Below are 17,574 nucleotides of genomic sequence, written 5' to 3'. Positions count from 1 at the left end.
CAGACCTCAGAACAACGAACCCTGATTGCCCGGCTCCTTGGCCTTGGCGGGCGATTTTCCGGCCAGCTTCGGCCGCGCCCCGCCGGAGGTTGCGATGGCCTCGGCAGTGCCGTCGGCGAATTCCAGCTGCAGCGCCGCGCCCGGCGCCAGCTCCGCGACCCGCTTGATGACGGCGCCTTCGGCATCCTTGACCAGCGCGAAGCCGCGCGCCAGCACGGCCTTGTGCGACAATGTTGAAAGCAGCCGGTCCGCCTGGGTAAGAGCCGCGCGCAGCCGGTCGAGGCGCCGCGCCGTCGCCTGATCTTGCCTGCGCGACAGCGCTGCCAGCGTGTCGGCCTGTTGCTTCTGGCGCCGCACGATCGGCGCCGGCGACAGGCGCATCGAATTGCGCTGGAAGCGTGCGCGCCGCTCGCGCACGATGGCGAAGAACGCGGCTCGCGCCCGGGCAATATCGCGACCCGTCAGCGTGCGCGCTTCATTGAGGCGCCGCGACAGGGTTGCCGGCGTCAGCCTTTGCCGCTCCAGTGTCGCCCGCTTGCGCTCGATATTCACCGTCAGCCCTCGGCCGAGGCGGCTGGTCGCATCGTCGAAACGGCGGCGCGGCAGCGCTAGCAACTGGTCGGGCGAGGGGAGCGCGCGCGCCGCGGCGCGCACGGCTTGGCGCTTGCGTTCCAAATGCCGCGAGGCGCAGGCGTTGAGCCGCGCGGCAAGACTGGCCAAGGTAGCCTCCAGATCCGCCCTGACCGGCACGGCGATCTCGGCCGCGCCCGTCGGCGTCGGCGCGCGCATGTCGGCGACGAAGTCGATCAGCGTCGTATCAGTCTCATGGCCGACGGCCGAGATCACCGGGATGGAGGACGCCGCAACGGCACGCGCCAGCCCTTCGTCGTTGAAGCCCCAGAGGTCCTCGAGGCTGCCGCCGCCGCGTGCCACGATCAACAGATCGGGTTGGCGGATGGGTCCATCCCATGTCAGCGCGTTGAAGCCGTTGACGGCCGCGGTCACCTCCCTGGCCGTCGTCTCGCCCTGGACCCTCACCGGCCACACCAGCACATGAAGCGGAAACCGGTCCTTGATGCGGTGGATGATGTCGCGGATCACCGAGCCCGTCGGCGAGGTGACGACGCCGATGACTTTGGGCATGAAAGGCAGCCGCCGCTTGCGGCCGGCATCGAACAGGCCCTCGGCCTGCAGCCGGCGCTTGCGCTCTTCGAGCAGCGCCATCAGCGCGCCGGCGCCCGCCGGCTCCAGATTGTCGATGACGATCTGGTAGTTGGATTTGCCGGGGTAGGTGGTCAGCTTGCCGCTGGCGATCACCTCCATGCCTTCCTCTGGGCGGAACTTCAGCCGCGCCATAGTGGTCTTCCAGACCACAGCATCGATCCGCGCGCGGTCGTCCTTCAACGCGAAGTAAGCATGGCCGGACGAATGCGGGCCGCGATAGCCGGAAATCTCGCCACGCACCCGCACATTGCCGAAGGCGTCCTCGACAGTGCGCTTCAGCGCGCCGGAAATCTCGCTCACCGTGTATTCGGTGGCGTTGCTGCGTGATTCGGTTGCTGTTTCACTCATTACGCGATTGGGGAACGCTTATCGGCCCGCGTCAAGCGCGGCGAAACCGCGCTAATATCATAACGCGATCTTAAGCCCGATTTGCTTTGACAGGCCCAGAAGAGCCGGCCGGGGACCTGATGAGCGCACGCCAAAACAGCAGCCCGTTGACCCGTCAGGTCACGCTGACCGTGCTGACGCTCGCCACTTTCGCTTTAGCCATCGTCGTGGGCTTCGGCTTCTACGCGGCCAGCCAGGCCGATGATGCCTCGCTCGTACGACAAAAGATGTTCATCGCCGATGGTTTGAAGGACCAGATTGCGTCTGTTCAGCGGGAGCAGGAAAGCGTTTCGGTCTGGGATGACGCGATCATCAATGTGAGGGCAGGCAACCAGACCTGGATCGAAGAGAATCTCAGTGTCTGGATGTACACCTATTATGGTCACAACCGGGTCTATATTCTCGACGCCGCCAATCATGCGATCCACGCCATGCGCAAGGGCAAGGTGGTCGACGCTTCCGCCTATGGCGAGGACCAGCCCACGCTTCTTCCAATCATCGAAAAACTGCGTCGCATGCTGGCTGGGCCGCCGCAGACCGATGCGTACGGCCAGCCTGCGAAGATGGTGGCCGAGGATCTGGTGTCCCTCGATGGCGCGCCAGCGATCGTCAGCGTCGCGCCGCTCCTGCCGAGCTCGGACAGGATCAGCCAGGCGCAAGGCACCGAATATCTGCATGTGTCGGTCGAATTCATCAATAACGCGGTGATCGGCAAGATCGCCGGAAAGTACCTGCTTGATGGCGCGCGGCTGGTGCCTTTGTCACAGCCGGCTGGCCCAGCCGCGGTGCCGCTGGTCGATTCGCGCGGCGTCATCCTCGGCTATATCGGCTGGGACCAGCTACGGCCCGGCCTTGCTCTGGTGCGCGAGATCACTCCTGCCTTGGCGATCGCGCTGCTGTTGGCGGGCGGCGTGCTGGTATTCCTGTTGAGCAGGTTGCGTCGGGCCTCGACGGCGCTGCAGACCAGCCAGGACCAGGCGCAATATCTTGCCTTCCACGACACGCTCACCGGCCTCCCCAACCGGGCGCTGTTCGAGGACCGCTTGCGGCGCACGCTGCTGTTCGCCAGCAGGGACAAGACGCGGGTCGCGCTGCTTTACCTCGACCTCGACCGCTTCAAGCATATCAACGACACGCTCGGCCATCCGGCCGGTGACGAGCTCGTGCGCCAGACGGCGGCGCGGCTCAAGCATACGATCCGCGAAGTCGATACCGTCGCGCGGCTGGGCGGTGACGAATTCGCCGTCATCCTGCTTGACGTTCCCGACGTCGGAAGTGCCGAGGACATCGCCGAAAGGCTGCTCTTGAAGCTGCGTGAGCCGTTCCGGCTGATCGACGACCAGGTCTTCGTCAGCGCGAGCGTCGGCATCGCGCTGTCGTCTGGATCGGACATCGACGCGGACGAGCTGTTGCGCAAGGCCGACATCGCGCTTTACGAGGCCAAGAAGAACGGTCGTGGCCGTTACGAGCTGTTTGCCGGCGACATGGACGATCTCTTGTTGCGCAAGCGAAAGGTCGAATCGGAACTCCGTAAGGCGCTTGAGGGCGAAGGTGGCATTAAGCTCGCCTATCAGCCGGTTTTCGCGGCCGACGGCCGCGCGATACTGGGTGCCGAAGCGCTGATCCGCTGGGGCCATGAAGTGCACGGCGCTTTGCCGGCGGCGCAATTCATCGCCATCGCCGAAGAGCGCGGCCTCATCGGCGATTTGGGCAAATGGGCGCTGGGCGAAGCCTGCCGCTTTGCCGCCGGGACCGAATTGCCCTGGATCGCGGTCAACATCTCGCCGATGCAGCTGCGTGACATCGGCTTTGCCGGACAGGTCGCCGATATCCTGAGCGAAACCGGGCTCGATCCCTGTCGCCTGCAGCTTGAGACCACCGAAAGCGTGCTGCTCGAGCACAATGATACGATCGGCACGGTGATTGCCGCGCTGCGTCAATCCGGCATCTGCATCGTGCTCGACGATTTCGGCACCGGCTATTCCTCGCTGAGCTATCTGCGCCGCCAGGCGATCGACAAGTTGAAGATCGACCGCTCTTTCGTGCATCTGCTCGACGAGGACGAAAGCGCGCGCGCAATCGTCAAGACACTGATCGAGCTGGCGCAGGCGCTCAAGGTCGAGGTGACCGCCGAAGGCGTCGAGACCGATGCACAAAAGGCCTTGCTGGTCGGCATGGGCTGCCGCCAGTTGCAGGGCTATCTGCTGTCGCCGCCGCTGGAGCCCGGCCAATTGCTTGCGCTGCCGGGTGTTTCACCTGCCGACCGGGAACGTTCCGCCGCTCGCGCCTGACTCTACCAGCCAGGCATGATCTGGTTCGCCTTGACCCGCTTCATCTTGGCGAAGGCGAGGGCGGCGAAGTCGAAGCTTCCCGCCTCCTCGCCGAGCGGCACGGAAATGTTGTCGAGGCTTTCGGCGATGTGACGGGCCAAAGCGTCGACGATCTCCGGTTGCGAGGTCTGGCCGCGCATAATGCCGATGCGGCAGTCCGGCAACTGGCCGAAGCCGTCGGCCTCGCCGAGCACGCGCATGCCGGGCCGAAGCGCGCATTCCGGCAGCACCGAGACCGCCAGGCCGGAAAGCACGGCCGCGGTGATCACCGTGGCCGAGAAGCTGGAGAACAGCACGCGATACTCGCGGTTCTGCCGGTCGAGCACGTCGACCGCCGCGCGCCGCCAGATGCAGTTCGGCCGGCCGAACGCCATCGGCAGGGTTTCCTGTTCGTGAGTGGCATGGTTGGCGGACGTCACCCACAAAAGCGGCTCGCGCCGCACCACTTCCGACTGGCCGCGCGTATCGTTATGCGTCACCAGCGCCAGGTCGAGATTGCCGCGCTTGATGTGCTCGACCAGCCCTGGCGTCGGCTCGCAGACGACCGTCAGTTCGACGCGCGGGTTGGAGCGCGAGAAACGCGCCATGATCTCGGGCAGGAAGCGATCGGCATAATCGTCCGGGGTGCCGATACGGATCGTGCCTTCGAGCCGCTGGTCGTCGAAGGCGGCCAAAGTCTCGCGGTTGAGATGGATCAGCCGCCGCGCGTAGGCAAGCAGCCTTTCGCCCTCCTCGGTCAGCTTGTTGGTGCGGCCGTCCTTTTCGAACAACGGCTTGCCGATCCGCTCCTCCAGCCGCCGCATCTGCATCGACACTGCCGACTGTGTCCGATGCACCTCCTCGGCCGCGCGGGTGAAGCTGCCGGTGTCGGCGATCGAGATGAAGGTTTGCAACTGATCGAGGTCGAGCGGCGCTTTCATCGGTCAAACCCATCATTGATGTTGATGCTACAGATTAAAAACATTCGTTGGATTAATCAATCTCGCGATGGCAAATTGGCATTGTCCACATGACAGCAGTGCATGTCGCCCAGAAGTCGGTTCCCGGTTCAGGGACGACGACATGCATCACGTCAATGAATGGAAACTGGAACGGCGCTTCTCCCAAGGCGCCGTTTGCCCGGTTTCGTCCGCTCGACTCCTGGAAGGAGAGACTGACATGACCACGATTGAATTCGCTTCCGAGACCCCGCGCATCACCACGCGTCCGGCCGTTGCGACGCGCGTGCTCAATGCTCTCGCCAACGCCTATGTCGCCTGGAAAAACCGCCGTGCCTTCTATCGCCTGGGCGAGATGTCGGACGCCGAGCTTGCCGATATCGGGCTGACGCGCTCCGACCTTCATCTCGCCGTCGCCGTGCCCTTCGGGCGCGATCCGACGGTGAAGCTGCGCGCCATTGCCAGCGAGCGCGCCGACACGATCGAGGATCTTGCTCGTCGGGTGGCCTGAACGGCCGCATTGCCCGGATTTCCGGTCGCGTTGAACCTTTTCACGGCTCGGCGCGACCAAGTTTCATGCAGGCTCCCACACTCCCTGCCGGTTCCCCGCCGGCCAGCCTGCACATTGCCCGGTTCTCCTCCAGGACCGGGCATTTTTTTGACCGCGCCTCTTTCTGGAAGGCGTCTGAGGGGATCAGGCGAAAGCCAATTTTCTCGACGGTCTTGGCACTGACCGGCCAAGTTCATGCGCAGCTCCTATCCAAGCCGCGATGGCATCCTGAACATTCGCGATGGCCTCTTCGGGGGTTTCGCCATCGCTCATGCAGCCGGGAAGATCCGGCACATAAGCGGAGAACCCGCCACCGTCCTCAATCGAGAGTGGTGCGATGACGACAGGATATTCAAGCTTGTCCGTCATGCTTTTTTGCCTCGTCGATAAAGGACACGAGTTTTCGAATATATACGGGCTTGATCGGGCGTTTAAAGGCACCGTCAAAATGTCAGTCATTGCCGTGTGGTAGATTTTGTAATGCGAACCGCCCGATCTCGGTGGCACGCATTGAATGCCGGCCTCGTCGCAAACTGCCTTAACATCTCGCATCGACCAGTCGCCGCGGGGATTGCGGCGCATTTGTTCGAGTCTCCTGCTCACGAAAGTCGTTCCGGGAGGCGTTCGATAACTCACCGCCGGTCCATGTCGCGCTTGAACTGGTCGAAGATCGTCCCGACGCTCTTCTCATATTCGTCGCGCTGCTGGGCACCGGTCTCGAACATCTTGCCGAAGATATCGTCGAACGGGTTTCGCGGCCGGCCGCTCGGATTGGTTTGCGGCTGTTGCGGCGCGCTCTGCTGCGGCTGCGGCGCCGGTTGTGCCCCAGGCATGCCGAAACCGCCGCCGCCCTGGCGCAGCATCTCCTCGAAGATCTTGCCGAGCGGGTTGTCGCCATAGGGGCTTTGCGTCTGCTGTGGTTGAGTCTGCTGCGGCTGCTGCGTCGCGCCGCCGCCGAACATATCCTGCAGCACCTTCCCGAGCGGGTTTTCGCCGTACGGACTGGGGGCCTGCTGGGGCTGACTTTGCGGCAGCTGCGTGCCGCCGCCGAACATGTCCTGCAGCACCTTGCCGAGCGGGTTCTCGCCATAGGGCGCCGGCTGCGGCGCCGGCGCGAGGCCGCCTTGGCGCAACATCTGCTCGATGATCTCGCCGAGCGGATTGCCGCTGCCGCCGAAGCCGGCGGCCTGCATCTGCCCCCCACTCAATTGATTGTTGGTCTGCTTGAACAGCCCGCCCATCATCATCGAGGCCATGGCCGGCAGCATCTGCTGCAGCACCTGCTGGCTCAAACCCGTCGCCTGCGCGGCTTGGGCTGCCACGGCGCGCGACAAATCCTTCGAGCCGAACAGATGGCCGAGTATGCCGTTGCCCTCATCGATGCCTTGCGGCGAAAAGGCCCTCGTGGCGTCCTCGAAATACTTGGCGTGCTGACCGCTCGCCATCGCGGTCATGAACGCACCCATCCCGTAGGGATCGGCGGTGTTGCGCTGCAGCCCTTGCGAGAATGCCGGCAGCAGCGCCTGCACCGCGGCCTGCGCCTGCTGCATCGAAAGCCCATATTGCTGTGCCAGCGCCTGCATGCCGGCGCCGTTCTGGGCCTGGGCGAAAATGTCGAACAGGGAAGGCATTTGGGTTCTCCTCCGAGAATATCCTCATCGGAGAGCCTAGTTCGTTTCCATCACCGATTGAAGCGGCTTTTGGCGCCCAACCGCTCGGCGCATGCCGGACGGTTAATACGCATATTCCATGAACACCGGCTCGATCGAGCCGCCCCAGCGCGTGTGGTAGGCCGACAGCATCTCCTCGGCGCTGGTGGTGCCGCGCGCGACCACTTCGTCGAGCGTGTTGAGAAACGACGTCTCGTCATAGCCGTCGCGGTTCTTCTTGGCCCGATTCTTCAGGCCCATGCGCGAGATGGCGAGCACGTCGCGGGCGACATCGCGCAAGGTGGCGTTGCGGAACGGCGCCGCGATGCCTTGCTCCGGCACGGCGTTGCGCATCGCCAGCGCTTCCTCGTAGGTCCAGCTCGCGGTCAGCGTCTCGGCGGCGTCAAGCGCCTGCTCGTCGTAAAGCAGCCCGACCCAGAAAGCGGGCAGGGCGCAGATGCGCCGCCACGGTCCACCGTCGGCGCCGCGCATTTCGAGGAAACGCTTCAGGCGCACGTCGGGGAACAGGGTCGAGAGATGATTTGCCCAGTCGCCCATCGTCGGCAGGCCGTCAGGGAGTTCATTGCGGGCGGCGCCCGCCATGAACTGTCGGAACGTATAGCGCGTCATGTCGTGATAGTGGCCGTCGCGGATGACGAAATACATCGGCACGTCGAGTGCCCATTCGACATAGTCGGCGAAGCCGAAATCGGGCGAGAAGCAGAATTCGAGCATGCCGGAGCGCTGGTTGTCGGTGTCGCGCCAGATGTCGCCGCGCCAGCTCTGCAGGCCGTTCGGCCGGCTCTCGGTGAAGGGCGAGTTGGCAAACAGCGCCGTCGACAGCGGCTGCAGCTTCAGCGACACCTGCATCTTGCGACGCATGTCGGCTTCGCTCTCGAAGTCGAGATTCACCTGGATCGTGCAGGTGCGGTACATCATGTCGAGGCCCTTGGTGCCGACCTTCGGCATGTAGCGCGTCATGATCTCGTAGCGCGACTTCGGCATTTTCGGCGTATCGGCCAGCGACCATTTCGGGCTGCCGCCGAGGCCGAGGAAGCGGATGCCGAGCGGCTCGGCGATCTCGCGCACCTGCGCCAGATGCGCATTGCCCTCGCGGCAGGTCTGGTGGATCGATTCCAACGGCGCACCGGAAAGCTCGAACTGGCCGCCGGGCTCCAGCGAGATCGCGCCCTGGCCGGTCGGCTCGACCAGGCCGATGATACGGCCGGCATCCATGATCGGATCCCAGCCGAGTTTTTCGCGCATTCCCTCGAGGATGGCGCGGATGCCGCGCTCGCCGCCATAGGGCACCGGCGCGTTGCCGTCGACATAGAAGGGGAACTTCTCATGCTCGGTGCCGATGCGCCATTTGTCGCGCGGCTTGTTGCCGTCGGCCAGATAGCCGACAAGTTCGTCGACGCCTTCGATGAGCTGGGTATCGGTTGTGTCGCGCGCCATTAGAAAGCCCTCCGCAGCCATCAGCTGGCCGCCGGGCGCTAGATGGACGAAATGTCAGTAGCCGATCAAGCGAAAAATCCTGAGCCACGGCTCAACTGGATTTGATCTGCATGGCTTACCTTCCCTTCTCCCCCCTGTGGGAGAAGGTGGATCGGCGCGTAGCGCCGAGACGGATGAAGGGTGTTCCAGCGGAGTGAGAGGCGGGTGTCTTCTGGAACCCCGCTCATCAGTCGCCTTCGGCGACACCTTCTCGCAAAAGGGAAGAAGGCAAGGTCCTACCAGTCGCCGATCGTCGCCTGGATCACAGCCAATGCGGCCACCGCCGCGGTGTCGGCGCGCAGGATGCGCGGCCCGAGCGGGATGGCGGTGACGAAAGGCAGGGCCCTCAGCATCTTGCGCTCGTCCTCGGAAAATCCGCCCTCAGGTCCGACCAGAAGCGCAAGTTTCTTCTCGTTTACCGCCTGCAGGGCCGGCAGCGGATTGTTGGTCGAGGCATCCTCGTCGCAGAAGATCAGCCGCCGCTCCTGGTCCCAACTGGCGAGCAGCCGTTCCAGCTTCTCCGCTTCGCGCACCTCAGGCACTGCCAGGATGCCGCATTGCTCGGCCGCCTCGACGACATTGGCGCGCAGCCGTTCGATGCCGGGCTTCGCCACCTGCGTGTGCTGGGTGATGACAGGCTGCAGCATGCCTGCGCCCATCTCGACCGCTTTCTGCACAAGGTAATCGAGCCGGCCCTGCTTCAGCGGCGCGAAGCAATAGACGAGGTCCGGCAGCGGCGGCTGCGGCCGCTGCAGTTCCAGCACCTTCAGCCGGACCGCCTTCTTGGACTTTGCGGCGACCGACGCCGACCATTCGCCGTCGCGGCCGTTGAAAAGCAGGATTTCGGCGCCTTCGCCGAGCCGCAGCACATGGGCGAGATAATGGCTCTGCTGCTGTCCGGCGTCGAATTCGAGGCCGGGTCCGAGATTGTCAGGCACGAACAGCCGCTGCATTTTGTAGTTGGCGCGCATGGCTCAAGCAGGTTCCGCAAAAGTGTCTCGCGGTTTTGCGATCAGAACCTGCGAAAAACAAGGAAATCTAAGCAGATATTCGTGGGACATCCCACGATATCTGCTTAGGAACGAGCGAGGCCGGCTGCGGCATCAAATATCGGCGGTCGGATGCCAGACCGGCGCAAAGCCTTGCCGCAATACCGCAATGGTGGTCGCCGGCGTCAGCAGGCGCAGCGACCCTCCGGTGAGGCGATCGAAGGCGATAGGACTCGAATAACCCGCGAACGACCATTTGCGTGCCTTGCCGCCGCGCAGCGCATAAGCAGCGTCGCCCTGTGCTACCACCGTTCCATCCGGCAAGCCTCCGAGCTCCGGCGCGGTCACGAGAGGCGGCCGTCCGCCGGAAGCCAGCCGCTCCTTGTGCAGCCGTTTGTCGACCATCGGCGCGCGCGGTTCTTCAATCCCGAACGCCTTACCGAAACGGCTAACGAAGTCGGTCGCCCGTTCACGCCGGCAGAAGAAGCAGGGCCGGTGGCCGGCGGCCAAAGCTGTCACCTCGTCGAGGAAGAACAATTCGGTCCAGCCGGCTTTTCCTCCGGGCCGGTTGCGGCCCATCGGCTCGCGCCGCACGTAGCCGAATTCGCAGACGCAGATGATCCAGGCCGGCAAGGCCCAGCGCTTCCTCAGCAGCGTCTTCGTCTCGGGGTCATGGATGATGCCGCGATTGCCGGTGAACAGGCCGCGTTCCGGCACGGCGTGAATGGCGCCGAAAGGGTCGACCCGGTTCTGCAGTGGCATAGCTTTCTCCGGCACGCATCTTGGCTGAAACACGGGCCGCATGATATCGCTCGCCCCAGCGTTTTCATGTCAGCAGGTTTTCGATGCGGGTTTTGGTCGTCCAGAATTTCGACAATGAGGGCCTTGGCCAGATTGGCGCTGCCCTTGTGGAAGCCGGCGCCGATATCGACCTGCGCAAGCCCTATCGCGGCGATAAGCTGCCCGGCGACAGCACCGGGCACGATGCCATCGTGGTGCTTGGCGGCGCCCAGAATGCGCTCGACGACGAGATCTGTCCCTATTTCCCCGCATTGCTCGACCTGGCACGCGATTTCGCCGACAAGGATCGCTCGGTTCTCGGCATCTGCCTCGGCGGTCAGCTTCTGGCGCGGGCTTTCGGCGGCACCAACCAGATCGGCGGGGCCACCGAGTTCGGCTGGCACAAGGTGTCGCTGACGCCGGCCGCCAAATCGGATCCGGTCATGGCGGCGCTACCCGAGAAATTCCCGATCTTCGAATGGCATGACGACACGTTCGGCCTGCCGGAAAACGCCGTGCGGCTGGCCGGCAGCGCGGTCGCCGAAAACCAGGCCTTCCGCCTCGGCCGCGCCGTCTATGGCTTCCAGTTCCACTTCGAGGCGGATACGCCGATGGTGCGCGACTGGAGCACCTCCTTCGCCGCTATGATCGCCGAGCGTCATCCCGACTGGAACGATCGTCTCGACGACGAACTGGCCCGCAATGGCGCCGACGCCGATAGCGCCGGTCTGGCGATAGCCCGCGCCTGGGTTGCGACGATCTGAATATCCACCCCGATCGGGCGAAGCGTGGCATAATTGGCACGCCTCAGCGCTTCCGTCTGGGGACAACATTCTTCTTTCTTGGTTTGTGTCCGGCCGCTCTTCTAAGAGGGCGCGCTTTGTATCGTCGATGCAACCGCCATGAACCTTTTGTGTGATCCAGCCGACACACCGGCGAAACAGAATCTGCTTAGAAGCGCGAAATCGTCGAAACATTGAGACGCATTTTATCGTTTCAACGCATTGGTAACCGCCTCGTGCCCAGATGCAGAAAGCTTAACCAGAGATGACGTCGGTGAAAGCAGCTCTCCTGTCTTTTGTCATGCTGTCTGCCATCGTGCTCTGCGGCCTGGGCATTTATGCCGCCGACGCAGCGACCAACCACCGCGCCGTCGACGGCTATGGCGTCACCGCCTCGCTGAACTAGGCCCAGTCAAAAATCGCAAGCAGGCCTGCGCCGGGATCGCGCCTAAAACGCTTTCCCCTGCATGGCGAGGATGCGTTTGTCGCCGCCATTGACGGCCAGCGCGCTTAGCGTTCCGGATTTCCAGGCGAGCGTGTCGACATTGACGCGGTTGGCCTTCACCTCGGCTTCCGGGACGGGCGTGTGCCCGTGCACGATCACCTTGGAAAAAAGCCCTGGATGGTCATGGAAGGCGTCACGGATCCAGATCAGATCCTGCTGGTTCTGACGGTCGAGCGGCACACCCGGTCTTATCCCCGCGTGGCAGAAGAAGAAGTCGCCGAAGGTCGCCGAAAACGTCAGCGATTGCAGGAAATCGATATGGCTGTGCGGCACCGCTTTCACCAGGGCCATATGTCCCCGGGCGATCGCTTGCGCCTTGCCGTACCAGTGGCCGTCGCGAAGAAGATCGACGCCATAGGACTGCGCCGTCTGCACGCCGCCGTAATTCACGAACAGGCCGTCCGGCTCTGCCTCGGCCAGGAATTCGAGCATGCCGATGTCGTGGTTGCCGGCGAGCATGATGTTGCGCGGATCGCGCTTGCGCGTCTCGATCAGGAAATCGATGACGCTTCTGGAATCCGGTCCGCGGTCGACATAGTCGCCAAGATGGATGATGCGCCAGTCCGACCCGGGCGCATGTTCCAGTTCGCTCTCGATGTGGCGATGCATGGCGGCGAGCAGGTCGTGGCGTCCGTGCACGTCGCCGATCGCGTAAAGCCGCATGCCGTCCGGACCGCGCGCGTCGAGATAATGGATGCCAGGTTCGGTCAAGGCGTACGTCTTCCCGTGTGGTCCACTACGGGAAACTAGGGCGGATCGGTGAATAAGGCCTAGCGCCGCAACTGGTCCTTGCCCATGTCGGTTACCAAACGCTTACCGCACAGCGCCAGCGTGATGTCCATTTCCTTGCGGATGATTTCGAGCGCCTTGGTGACGCCGTCCTTGCCCATCGCACCGAGGCCGTAGAGGAAGGGTCGGCCGATATAGGTGCCCTTGGCGCCGAGGCAGAGCGCCTTGAGCACGTCCTGGCCGGAGCGGATGCCGCCATCCATATGGACTTCGATCCTTTCGCCGACCGCATCGGCGATTTCTTCCAGCACCGAGATCGAGGACGGCGCGCCGTCGAGCTGCCGTCCGCCGTGATTGGAGACCACGATCGCATCGGCGCCAGTCTCAGCCGCCATCAGCGCGTCCTCCTTGTCGAGGATGCCTTTCAGGATGAGCTTGCCGCCCCAACGGTCCTTGATCCAGGCGACGTCCTTCCACGACAGATGCGGATCGAACTGCTCGTTCGTCCAGGACGACAGCGAAGAGACGTCGCCGACACCCTTGGCGTGGCCGACGATGTTGCGGAAGGTGCGGCGCTTGGTGCCGGCGATTCCCAGGCACCAGCGCGGCTTCAGCGCCAGGTCGATGATGTTGGCGAGCGTCATCTTGGGTGGCGCCGAGAGACCGTTGCGCACATCCTTGTGGCGCTGACCCAGGACCTGCAGATCGAGCGTCAGCACCAGCGCCGAGCATTTCGCCGCCTTGGCCCTGTCGATCAGATTAAGCACGAAGTCCTTGTCGCGCAGCACATAGAGCTGGAACCAGAACGGCTTTTTGGTCACCGAGGCGACATCTTCGATCGAGCAGATGCTCATTGTGGACAGGGTGAACGGCACCCCGAACGCTTCTGCCGCTTGCGCCGCCAGCATCTCGCCGTCGGCATGCTGCATGCCGGTAAGCCCGGTCGGCGCGAGCGCCACCGGCATCGCTACCTTCTCGCCGACCATGGTCGATTCCAGCGAACGGTTGCTCATGTCGACCAGCACGCGCTGGCGGAACTTTATCTTGCCGAAATCCTCTTCGTTGGCCCGGTAGGTGCTTTCCGTCCAGGCGCCGGAATCGGCATAGTCGAAGAACATCTTCGGCACCTTGCGGCGTGCCAGGTCCTTGAGGTCGGCGATGGTGAGGATTTCGCTCATGGTTGTCCCCGCTGCTTAGGAGCGTTTTCGTGTGGGTTCGATGTCGCCGGCGTCCGAGCGCTGTCTGAGGCGCAGCCTAGATACGCGCTGCCAGTCGCCGCTGCGCTCGGCTTCAGCCATCGAGCGCTCGACATAGGTGATGTGGTCCATCGCAGCCTTGCGCGCCGCGATTGGGTCTGCCGCCTTGATCGCGGCGTGGATCGCCCTGTGCTGCTCGAGCAGCGCCTCCCGCGCGCCGGGCACGCCGAACACCAGAAGCCTGTTCTGGAACACGCCTTCCGACAGCAGCCGGTAGCAGGAACGCAGCGTGTGCAAAAGGATGATGTTGTGCGCGCATTCGCAGACGGCGTGGTGGAACTCGACGTCGATTTCCGCCTCATCGTCGAAATCGCCGGTCCGGTGCGCCTCGTCCATCCGTGCCATGATGCGGTCGAGCAGGGCGAGGTCCTCCGGCGTGGCGCGGCGCGCCGCGTATTCGGCCGCCACAGCCTCGATCTCGCGCCGGTATTCCAGATAGTCGGTCACCGCCTTGCGGTGCGTGGAAATGAGATCGGTCACCGGCTTGGTGAAAAGCTGGCCGATGACGTCTGCGACATGCGTGCCGCCGCCGGCCTTGGTCGTCAGCAGCCCGCGGCCTTCCAGCGCCTTCAGCGCGTCGCGCAGGATCGGCCGCGACACGTCGAACTGGCGCGCCAGCTCGCGCTCGCCGGGCAACCGGTCGCCGGTGCGCAGCACGCCTTCGAGGATCAGGCTCTCGATCTGCTGCACCACCTCGTCGGCGGTGCGCGAATGCTCGATCCTGGAGAAGATGTCGCTCAACGGAAGGGTGCCTGGGATGCGGGACGGATGTGGTGCAGATTAAAGCCTCTGTCGCCAACTGGTCAAATTATTTATCCAATTCGTCCAGCCCGTCGCATTGCCGGCCGCGTGCCGCCGGGCCTGGATGCGGATATTTGCTGTTTACGCGTCCCGCCGATTGACGCAAGACGGCAGGGTTTGCACGAAGGTCGAAACCAGGGGGACCAACCGTGTCCGACGAGATGTCCAGTCTCGAATTCCAACCGCGCGCCCAAGGCAGCGTGATGGGCTTTCCGGCGCATGAGGGACGGCCCGGCGCGCTGGGCGAGGTCCATGCCCGCCCGCATCCGTTGATCGAGAAACCGCGCGTGCTGGTCCAGCTCTCCTTCATGACCGAGGGCGGCACCGCGGTCGATCATGCCGTGCTGTCGGAACTGTCGCGGCGGCTGGGCATCGCCGCGCCCGAGCGCAATGCCCGCCATCATGCGATGAAATGGGGCAAGGGCACGCTGCGCTGGGAGCGCCATACGGAATTCTCGACCTATCTCTGGGAAGGGCCGCTGGCCGAAAACGGCCGGGGGCAAGAGGATTCGCCCTTCGGCAATGGCTTCTCGCCGCCCGGCACCGTGATTTCCGGCATCCGTCTGGAAATCCGCAAATGGACGCAGGCGAGCGAAAGGCTGATCGCCGGCTTCGACCCGACCAGCCTGTGCTATTCGCTGGTCGAGCGGGGCGCTGCCGCCATCGTCACCGATTTCCGCCAGGACGGCGACGGCCTGACCCGCATGCTGGTGCTCGATCGCGGCCTGACGCCGGCCAGCACCGGCGCCCTGTCGCAGCGGCTGATCGACATCGAGACCTATCGGACGCTGGCCATGCTTGGCCTGCCGATGGCATTGACGCTGTCAGGCCGCGCCCGTCGCATCGAAGACCGCCTGGCGCAGACCACGCTGGAAATGAAGGCGGTCGAGACCCGCGACAGCCAGACCTTGCTCGCCGACCTCACCGAACTCGCCGCCGAGCTCGAGGCCGACGCCGCGTCCAGCCTCTATCGCTTCGGCGCCAGCCGCGCCTATGACGGCATCGTCACAGCGAGGCTGGAAGCGCTGGATGAAGAGCCGGTGCAAGGCTACGACACCTGGGCGGGCTTTCTCTTGCGGCGCATGGCGCCCGCCATGCGTACCTGCCGCTCGGTCGAGGAGCGCCAGGCCAACCTGTCGCGAAAACTCACCCGCGCCACGACGCTGCTGCGCACCTGGGTGGATGTCGATGTGGAGAAGCAGAACCGCGATCTACTGGCCTCGATGAACAACCGCGCCCGGCTGCAACTGCGCCTGCAGCAGACTGTCGAAGGCCTGTCGGTCGCCGCCGTATCCTATTATGTCGTCGGCCTCATCGGCTATTTGGCCAAGGGCGCCTCGGTCTTCGGTCACGCTTTCGCGCCCGAAGTGATCACCGCGGCCTCCGTGCCGGTCGCCATCCTGCTCGTCTGGTGGGGCGTGCGCCGGGTGCGCAAGATGCATTCCGAGCCGGCAAAGCATCCGGGCGAGTAGCGGACAACCATCTTCATGCGCGGGTCTGTCCGCAGCGGCAGATTGCCGCTGCGGAAGCTTGGCGTCACGCTCGCCGCCGAATGCAAGCAAAGCAGCATTTGCAACAAAACCGTCGGGCTGGTAAAAGATTTTGACCAGTCAAGAGCGGATGAGGCTGCCCGATGTCCGGCTTAGCCATGCCCAAGCCAGATGCCGAAACGATGCGCCGGCGCGCCGAGATCGTCGCCGACATGCGCATCATCGTGCCGGGCGAGGGCGTCGTCGACGCGGCTAATGAAATGCGCGCCTTCGAGAGCGACGGCCTGACCGCCTACCGGCAGCTGCCGCTGGTCGTGGTGTTGCCGCAAACGGTCGCCCAGGTCTCGCGCGTGCTGAAATACTGCAACGAGCGCAACATCCGCGTCGTGCCGCGTGGCTCCGGCACCTCGCTGTCCGGCGGCGCGCTGCCGCTCGAGGATGCGGTGCTGCTGGTGATGAGCCGCTTCAACCGCATTCTTCAAATCGACTATCCTAATCGCGTTGTCGTGGCCCAACCGGGCGTCACCAATCTCGGCATCACCACCGCCGTCGAGCAGGAGGGCTTTTATTACGCCCCCGATCCATCCTCCCAGATCGCCTGCTCGATCGGCGGCAATGTCGCCGAGAATTCCGGCGGTGTGCACTGCCTGAAATACGGGCTCACCGCAAACAATGTGCTGGGCATCGAGATGGTGCTGATGAACGGCGAGGTGGTGCGCCTCGGCGGCAGCCATCTTGATCAGGAAGGCTATGATCTGCTCGGCGTCATGACCGGTTCCGAGGGCCTGCTCGGCGTCGTCACCGAGGTGACCGTGCGCATATTGAAGAAGCCGGAGACGGCGCGCGCACTCTTGATCGGCTTCCCGACCAGCGAACAGGGCGGCCAGTGCGTCGCCGACATCATCGGCGCCGGTATCATCCCCGGCGGCATGGAGATGATGGACCGCCCGGCGATCCACGCGGCCGAGGATTTCGTCCATGCCGGCTATCCGCTCGACGTCGAGGCGCTGCTCATCGTCGAGCTCGACGGACCGAGTGTCGAGGTCGACCACCTGATCGGCCTCGTCGAGGCGATCGCCTACAGGAACGGCTCGACCACTTGCCGCATCTCGCAATCCGAGCAGGAGCGGCTGAGCTTCTGGGCCGGCCGCAAGGCGGCTTTCCCGGCGGTCGGCCGTATCTCGCCGGATTATTACTGCATGGACGGCACCATCCCGCGCAAGGAACTGCCGCGCGTGCTCGCCGGCATGCGTGATCTCTCCGACAAATACGGCCTCGGCGTCGCCAATGTCTTCCACGCCGGGGATGGCAATCTGCACCCGCTTATCCTCTATGACGCCAATGTGCCGGGCGAGCTGGACAAGGCCGAGAGCTTCGGCGCCGACATTTTGCGCCTTTGCGTCCAGGTCGGCGGCGTCCTGACCGGCGAGCATGGCGTCGGCGTCGAGAAGCGCGACCTGATGCCGGAAATGTTCAACCAGATCGACCTCGACCAGCAGATGCGCGTCAAATGCGCCTTCGACCCCAACCACCTGCTCAACCCGGGAAAAGTATTTCCGCAGCTGCGACGCTGCGCGGAGCTTGGGAGGATGCATGTGCATCGCGGGCAGGTGGCGTTTCCGGATATTCCGAGGTTTTGAGTGGCAAGGTTGGCGCTTGAACACCCC

General features: G+C 64.1%; 16 protein-coding genes. 6 read left to right on the top strand and 10 right to left on the bottom strand.

Translation table 11 applies throughout. From position 1 onward, the window contains the following. Positions 1-6: 6 nt before the first annotated feature. Positions 7-1,572, bottom strand: coding sequence for an exodeoxyribonuclease VII large subunit (gene xseA, locus FJ423_RS04315; RefSeq protein WP_140839456.1), 1,566 nt, complete (start codon positions 1,570-1,572; stop codon positions 7-9). Positions 1,573-1,691: 119 nt separating this feature from the next. Between xseA and FJ423_RS04310 the strand changes: the two genes are divergently transcribed. Further along, positions 1,692-3,902 (top strand): EAL domain-containing protein, encoded by a 2,211-nt coding sequence (locus tag FJ423_RS04310; protein WP_140839454.1) that lies wholly within the window; start codon positions 1,692-1,694, stop codon positions 3,900-3,902. Between the two features lie 2 nt (positions 3,903-3,904). Here the strand turns inward: FJ423_RS04310 and FJ423_RS04305 are convergent, their stop codons facing one another. Then, positions 3,905-4,861, bottom strand: coding sequence for a LysR substrate-binding domain-containing protein (locus tag FJ423_RS04305; protein WP_140839452.1), 957 nt, complete (start codon positions 4,859-4,861; stop codon positions 3,905-3,907). Between the two features lie 238 nt (positions 4,862-5,099). On the opposite strand from FJ423_RS04305, the gene FJ423_RS04300 reads away from it, so the two are divergent. Then, positions 5,100-5,390 carry a DUF1127 domain-containing protein gene (locus FJ423_RS04300; protein WP_140839450.1) on the top strand — a complete coding sequence of 97 codons (291 nt, stop codon included), beginning with the start codon at positions 5,100-5,102 and terminating at the stop codon, positions 5,388-5,390. Between the two features lie 183 nt (positions 5,391-5,573). Here the strand turns inward: FJ423_RS04300 and FJ423_RS34745 are convergent, their stop codons facing one another. The 5 genes from FJ423_RS34745 to FJ423_RS04270 all read right to left on the bottom strand — a co-directional run bounded on the left by FJ423_RS34745 (position 5,574) and on the right by FJ423_RS04270 (position 10,326). After that, positions 5,574-6,011, bottom strand: coding sequence for a type II toxin-antitoxin system HicB family antitoxin (locus FJ423_RS34745; RefSeq protein WP_318012611.1), 438 nt, complete (start codon positions 6,009-6,011; stop codon positions 5,574-5,576). Between the two features lie 50 nt (positions 6,012-6,061). Beyond that, the gene (locus FJ423_RS04285) at positions 6,062-7,060 is read right to left on the bottom strand and encodes a DUF937 domain-containing protein (protein WP_140839446.1); all 999 of its coding nucleotides are present in this window, start codon (positions 7,058-7,060) and stop codon (positions 6,062-6,064) included. Positions 7,061-7,162: 102 nt separating this feature from the next. Beyond that, entirely contained in the window at positions 7,163-8,536 is a 1,374-nt protein-coding gene (locus FJ423_RS04280) for a glutamate--cysteine ligase (RefSeq protein ID WP_095769961.1), read from the bottom strand. 275 nt (positions 8,537-8,811) lie between these two features. Continuing rightward, on the bottom strand, positions 8,812-9,546 hold the full coding sequence (locus tag FJ423_RS04275; protein WP_140839444.1) for a 16S rRNA (uracil(1498)-N(3))-methyltransferase: 735 nt from the start codon (positions 9,544-9,546) through the stop codon (positions 8,812-8,814). 132 nt (positions 9,547-9,678) lie between these two features. Then, positions 9,679-10,326: a hypothetical protein gene (locus tag FJ423_RS04270; RefSeq protein WP_140839442.1), complete on the bottom strand. Its 648-nt coding sequence runs from the start codon at positions 10,324-10,326 to the stop codon at positions 9,679-9,681. 83 nt (positions 10,327-10,409) lie between these two features. Here FJ423_RS04270 and FJ423_RS04265 point away from each other — a divergent pair, with 83 nt between their 5' ends. Together FJ423_RS04265 and FJ423_RS34575 are read left to right on the top strand one after the other, a co-directional pair. Beyond that, positions 10,410-11,108, top strand: a complete 699-nt coding sequence (locus tag FJ423_RS04265; RefSeq protein WP_140839440.1) for a type 1 glutamine amidotransferase — start codon at positions 10,410-10,412, stop codon at positions 11,106-11,108. A gap of 292 nt (positions 11,109-11,400) precedes the next feature. Further along, positions 11,401-11,532, top strand: a complete 132-nt coding sequence (locus FJ423_RS34575) for a hypothetical protein (protein ID WP_263481599.1) — start codon at positions 11,401-11,403, stop codon at positions 11,530-11,532. 42 nt (positions 11,533-11,574) lie between these two features. Here FJ423_RS34575 and FJ423_RS04255 read toward each other — a convergent pair whose 3' ends face one another. From FJ423_RS04255 to FJ423_RS04245, 3 genes are read right to left on the bottom strand one after another with little or no spacing between them, the layout of a single operon-like run. Further along, positions 11,575-12,342 (bottom strand): metallophosphoesterase, encoded by a 768-nt coding sequence (locus FJ423_RS04255; RefSeq protein ID WP_140839439.1) that lies wholly within the window; start codon positions 12,340-12,342, stop codon positions 11,575-11,577. 59 nt (positions 12,343-12,401) lie between these two features. Next, positions 12,402-13,538, bottom strand: coding sequence for an alpha-hydroxy acid oxidase (locus FJ423_RS04250; protein WP_140839436.1), 1,137 nt, complete (start codon positions 13,536-13,538; stop codon positions 12,402-12,404). Positions 13,539-13,553: 15 nt separating this feature from the next. Further along, entirely contained in the window at positions 13,554-14,357 is an 804-nt protein-coding gene (locus FJ423_RS04245) for an FCD domain-containing protein (RefSeq protein ID WP_095769968.1), read from the bottom strand. Positions 14,358-14,566: 209 nt separating this feature from the next. Here FJ423_RS04245 and FJ423_RS04240 point away from each other — a divergent pair, with 209 nt between their 5' ends. Continuing rightward, positions 14,567-15,889 (top strand): DUF3422 family protein, encoded by a 1,323-nt coding sequence (locus tag FJ423_RS04240; protein ID WP_140839434.1) that lies wholly within the window; start codon positions 14,567-14,569, stop codon positions 15,887-15,889. A 161-nt stretch (positions 15,890-16,050) separates the two neighbouring features. Then, positions 16,051-17,547: an FAD-linked oxidase C-terminal domain-containing protein gene (locus FJ423_RS04235; RefSeq protein WP_140839432.1), complete on the top strand. Its 1,497-nt coding sequence runs from the start codon at positions 16,051-16,053 to the stop codon at positions 17,545-17,547. Positions 17,548-17,574: the final 27 nt, after the last annotated feature.

The sequence above is a fragment of the Mesorhizobium sp. B2-8-9 genome, from assembly GCF_006439475.1.
Lineage (GTDB): Bacteria > Pseudomonadota > Alphaproteobacteria > Rhizobiales > Rhizobiaceae > Mesorhizobium.
Note: the sequence above shows the minus strand (reverse complement) of the source record. Positions and strands in the feature narration are given on the sequence as shown.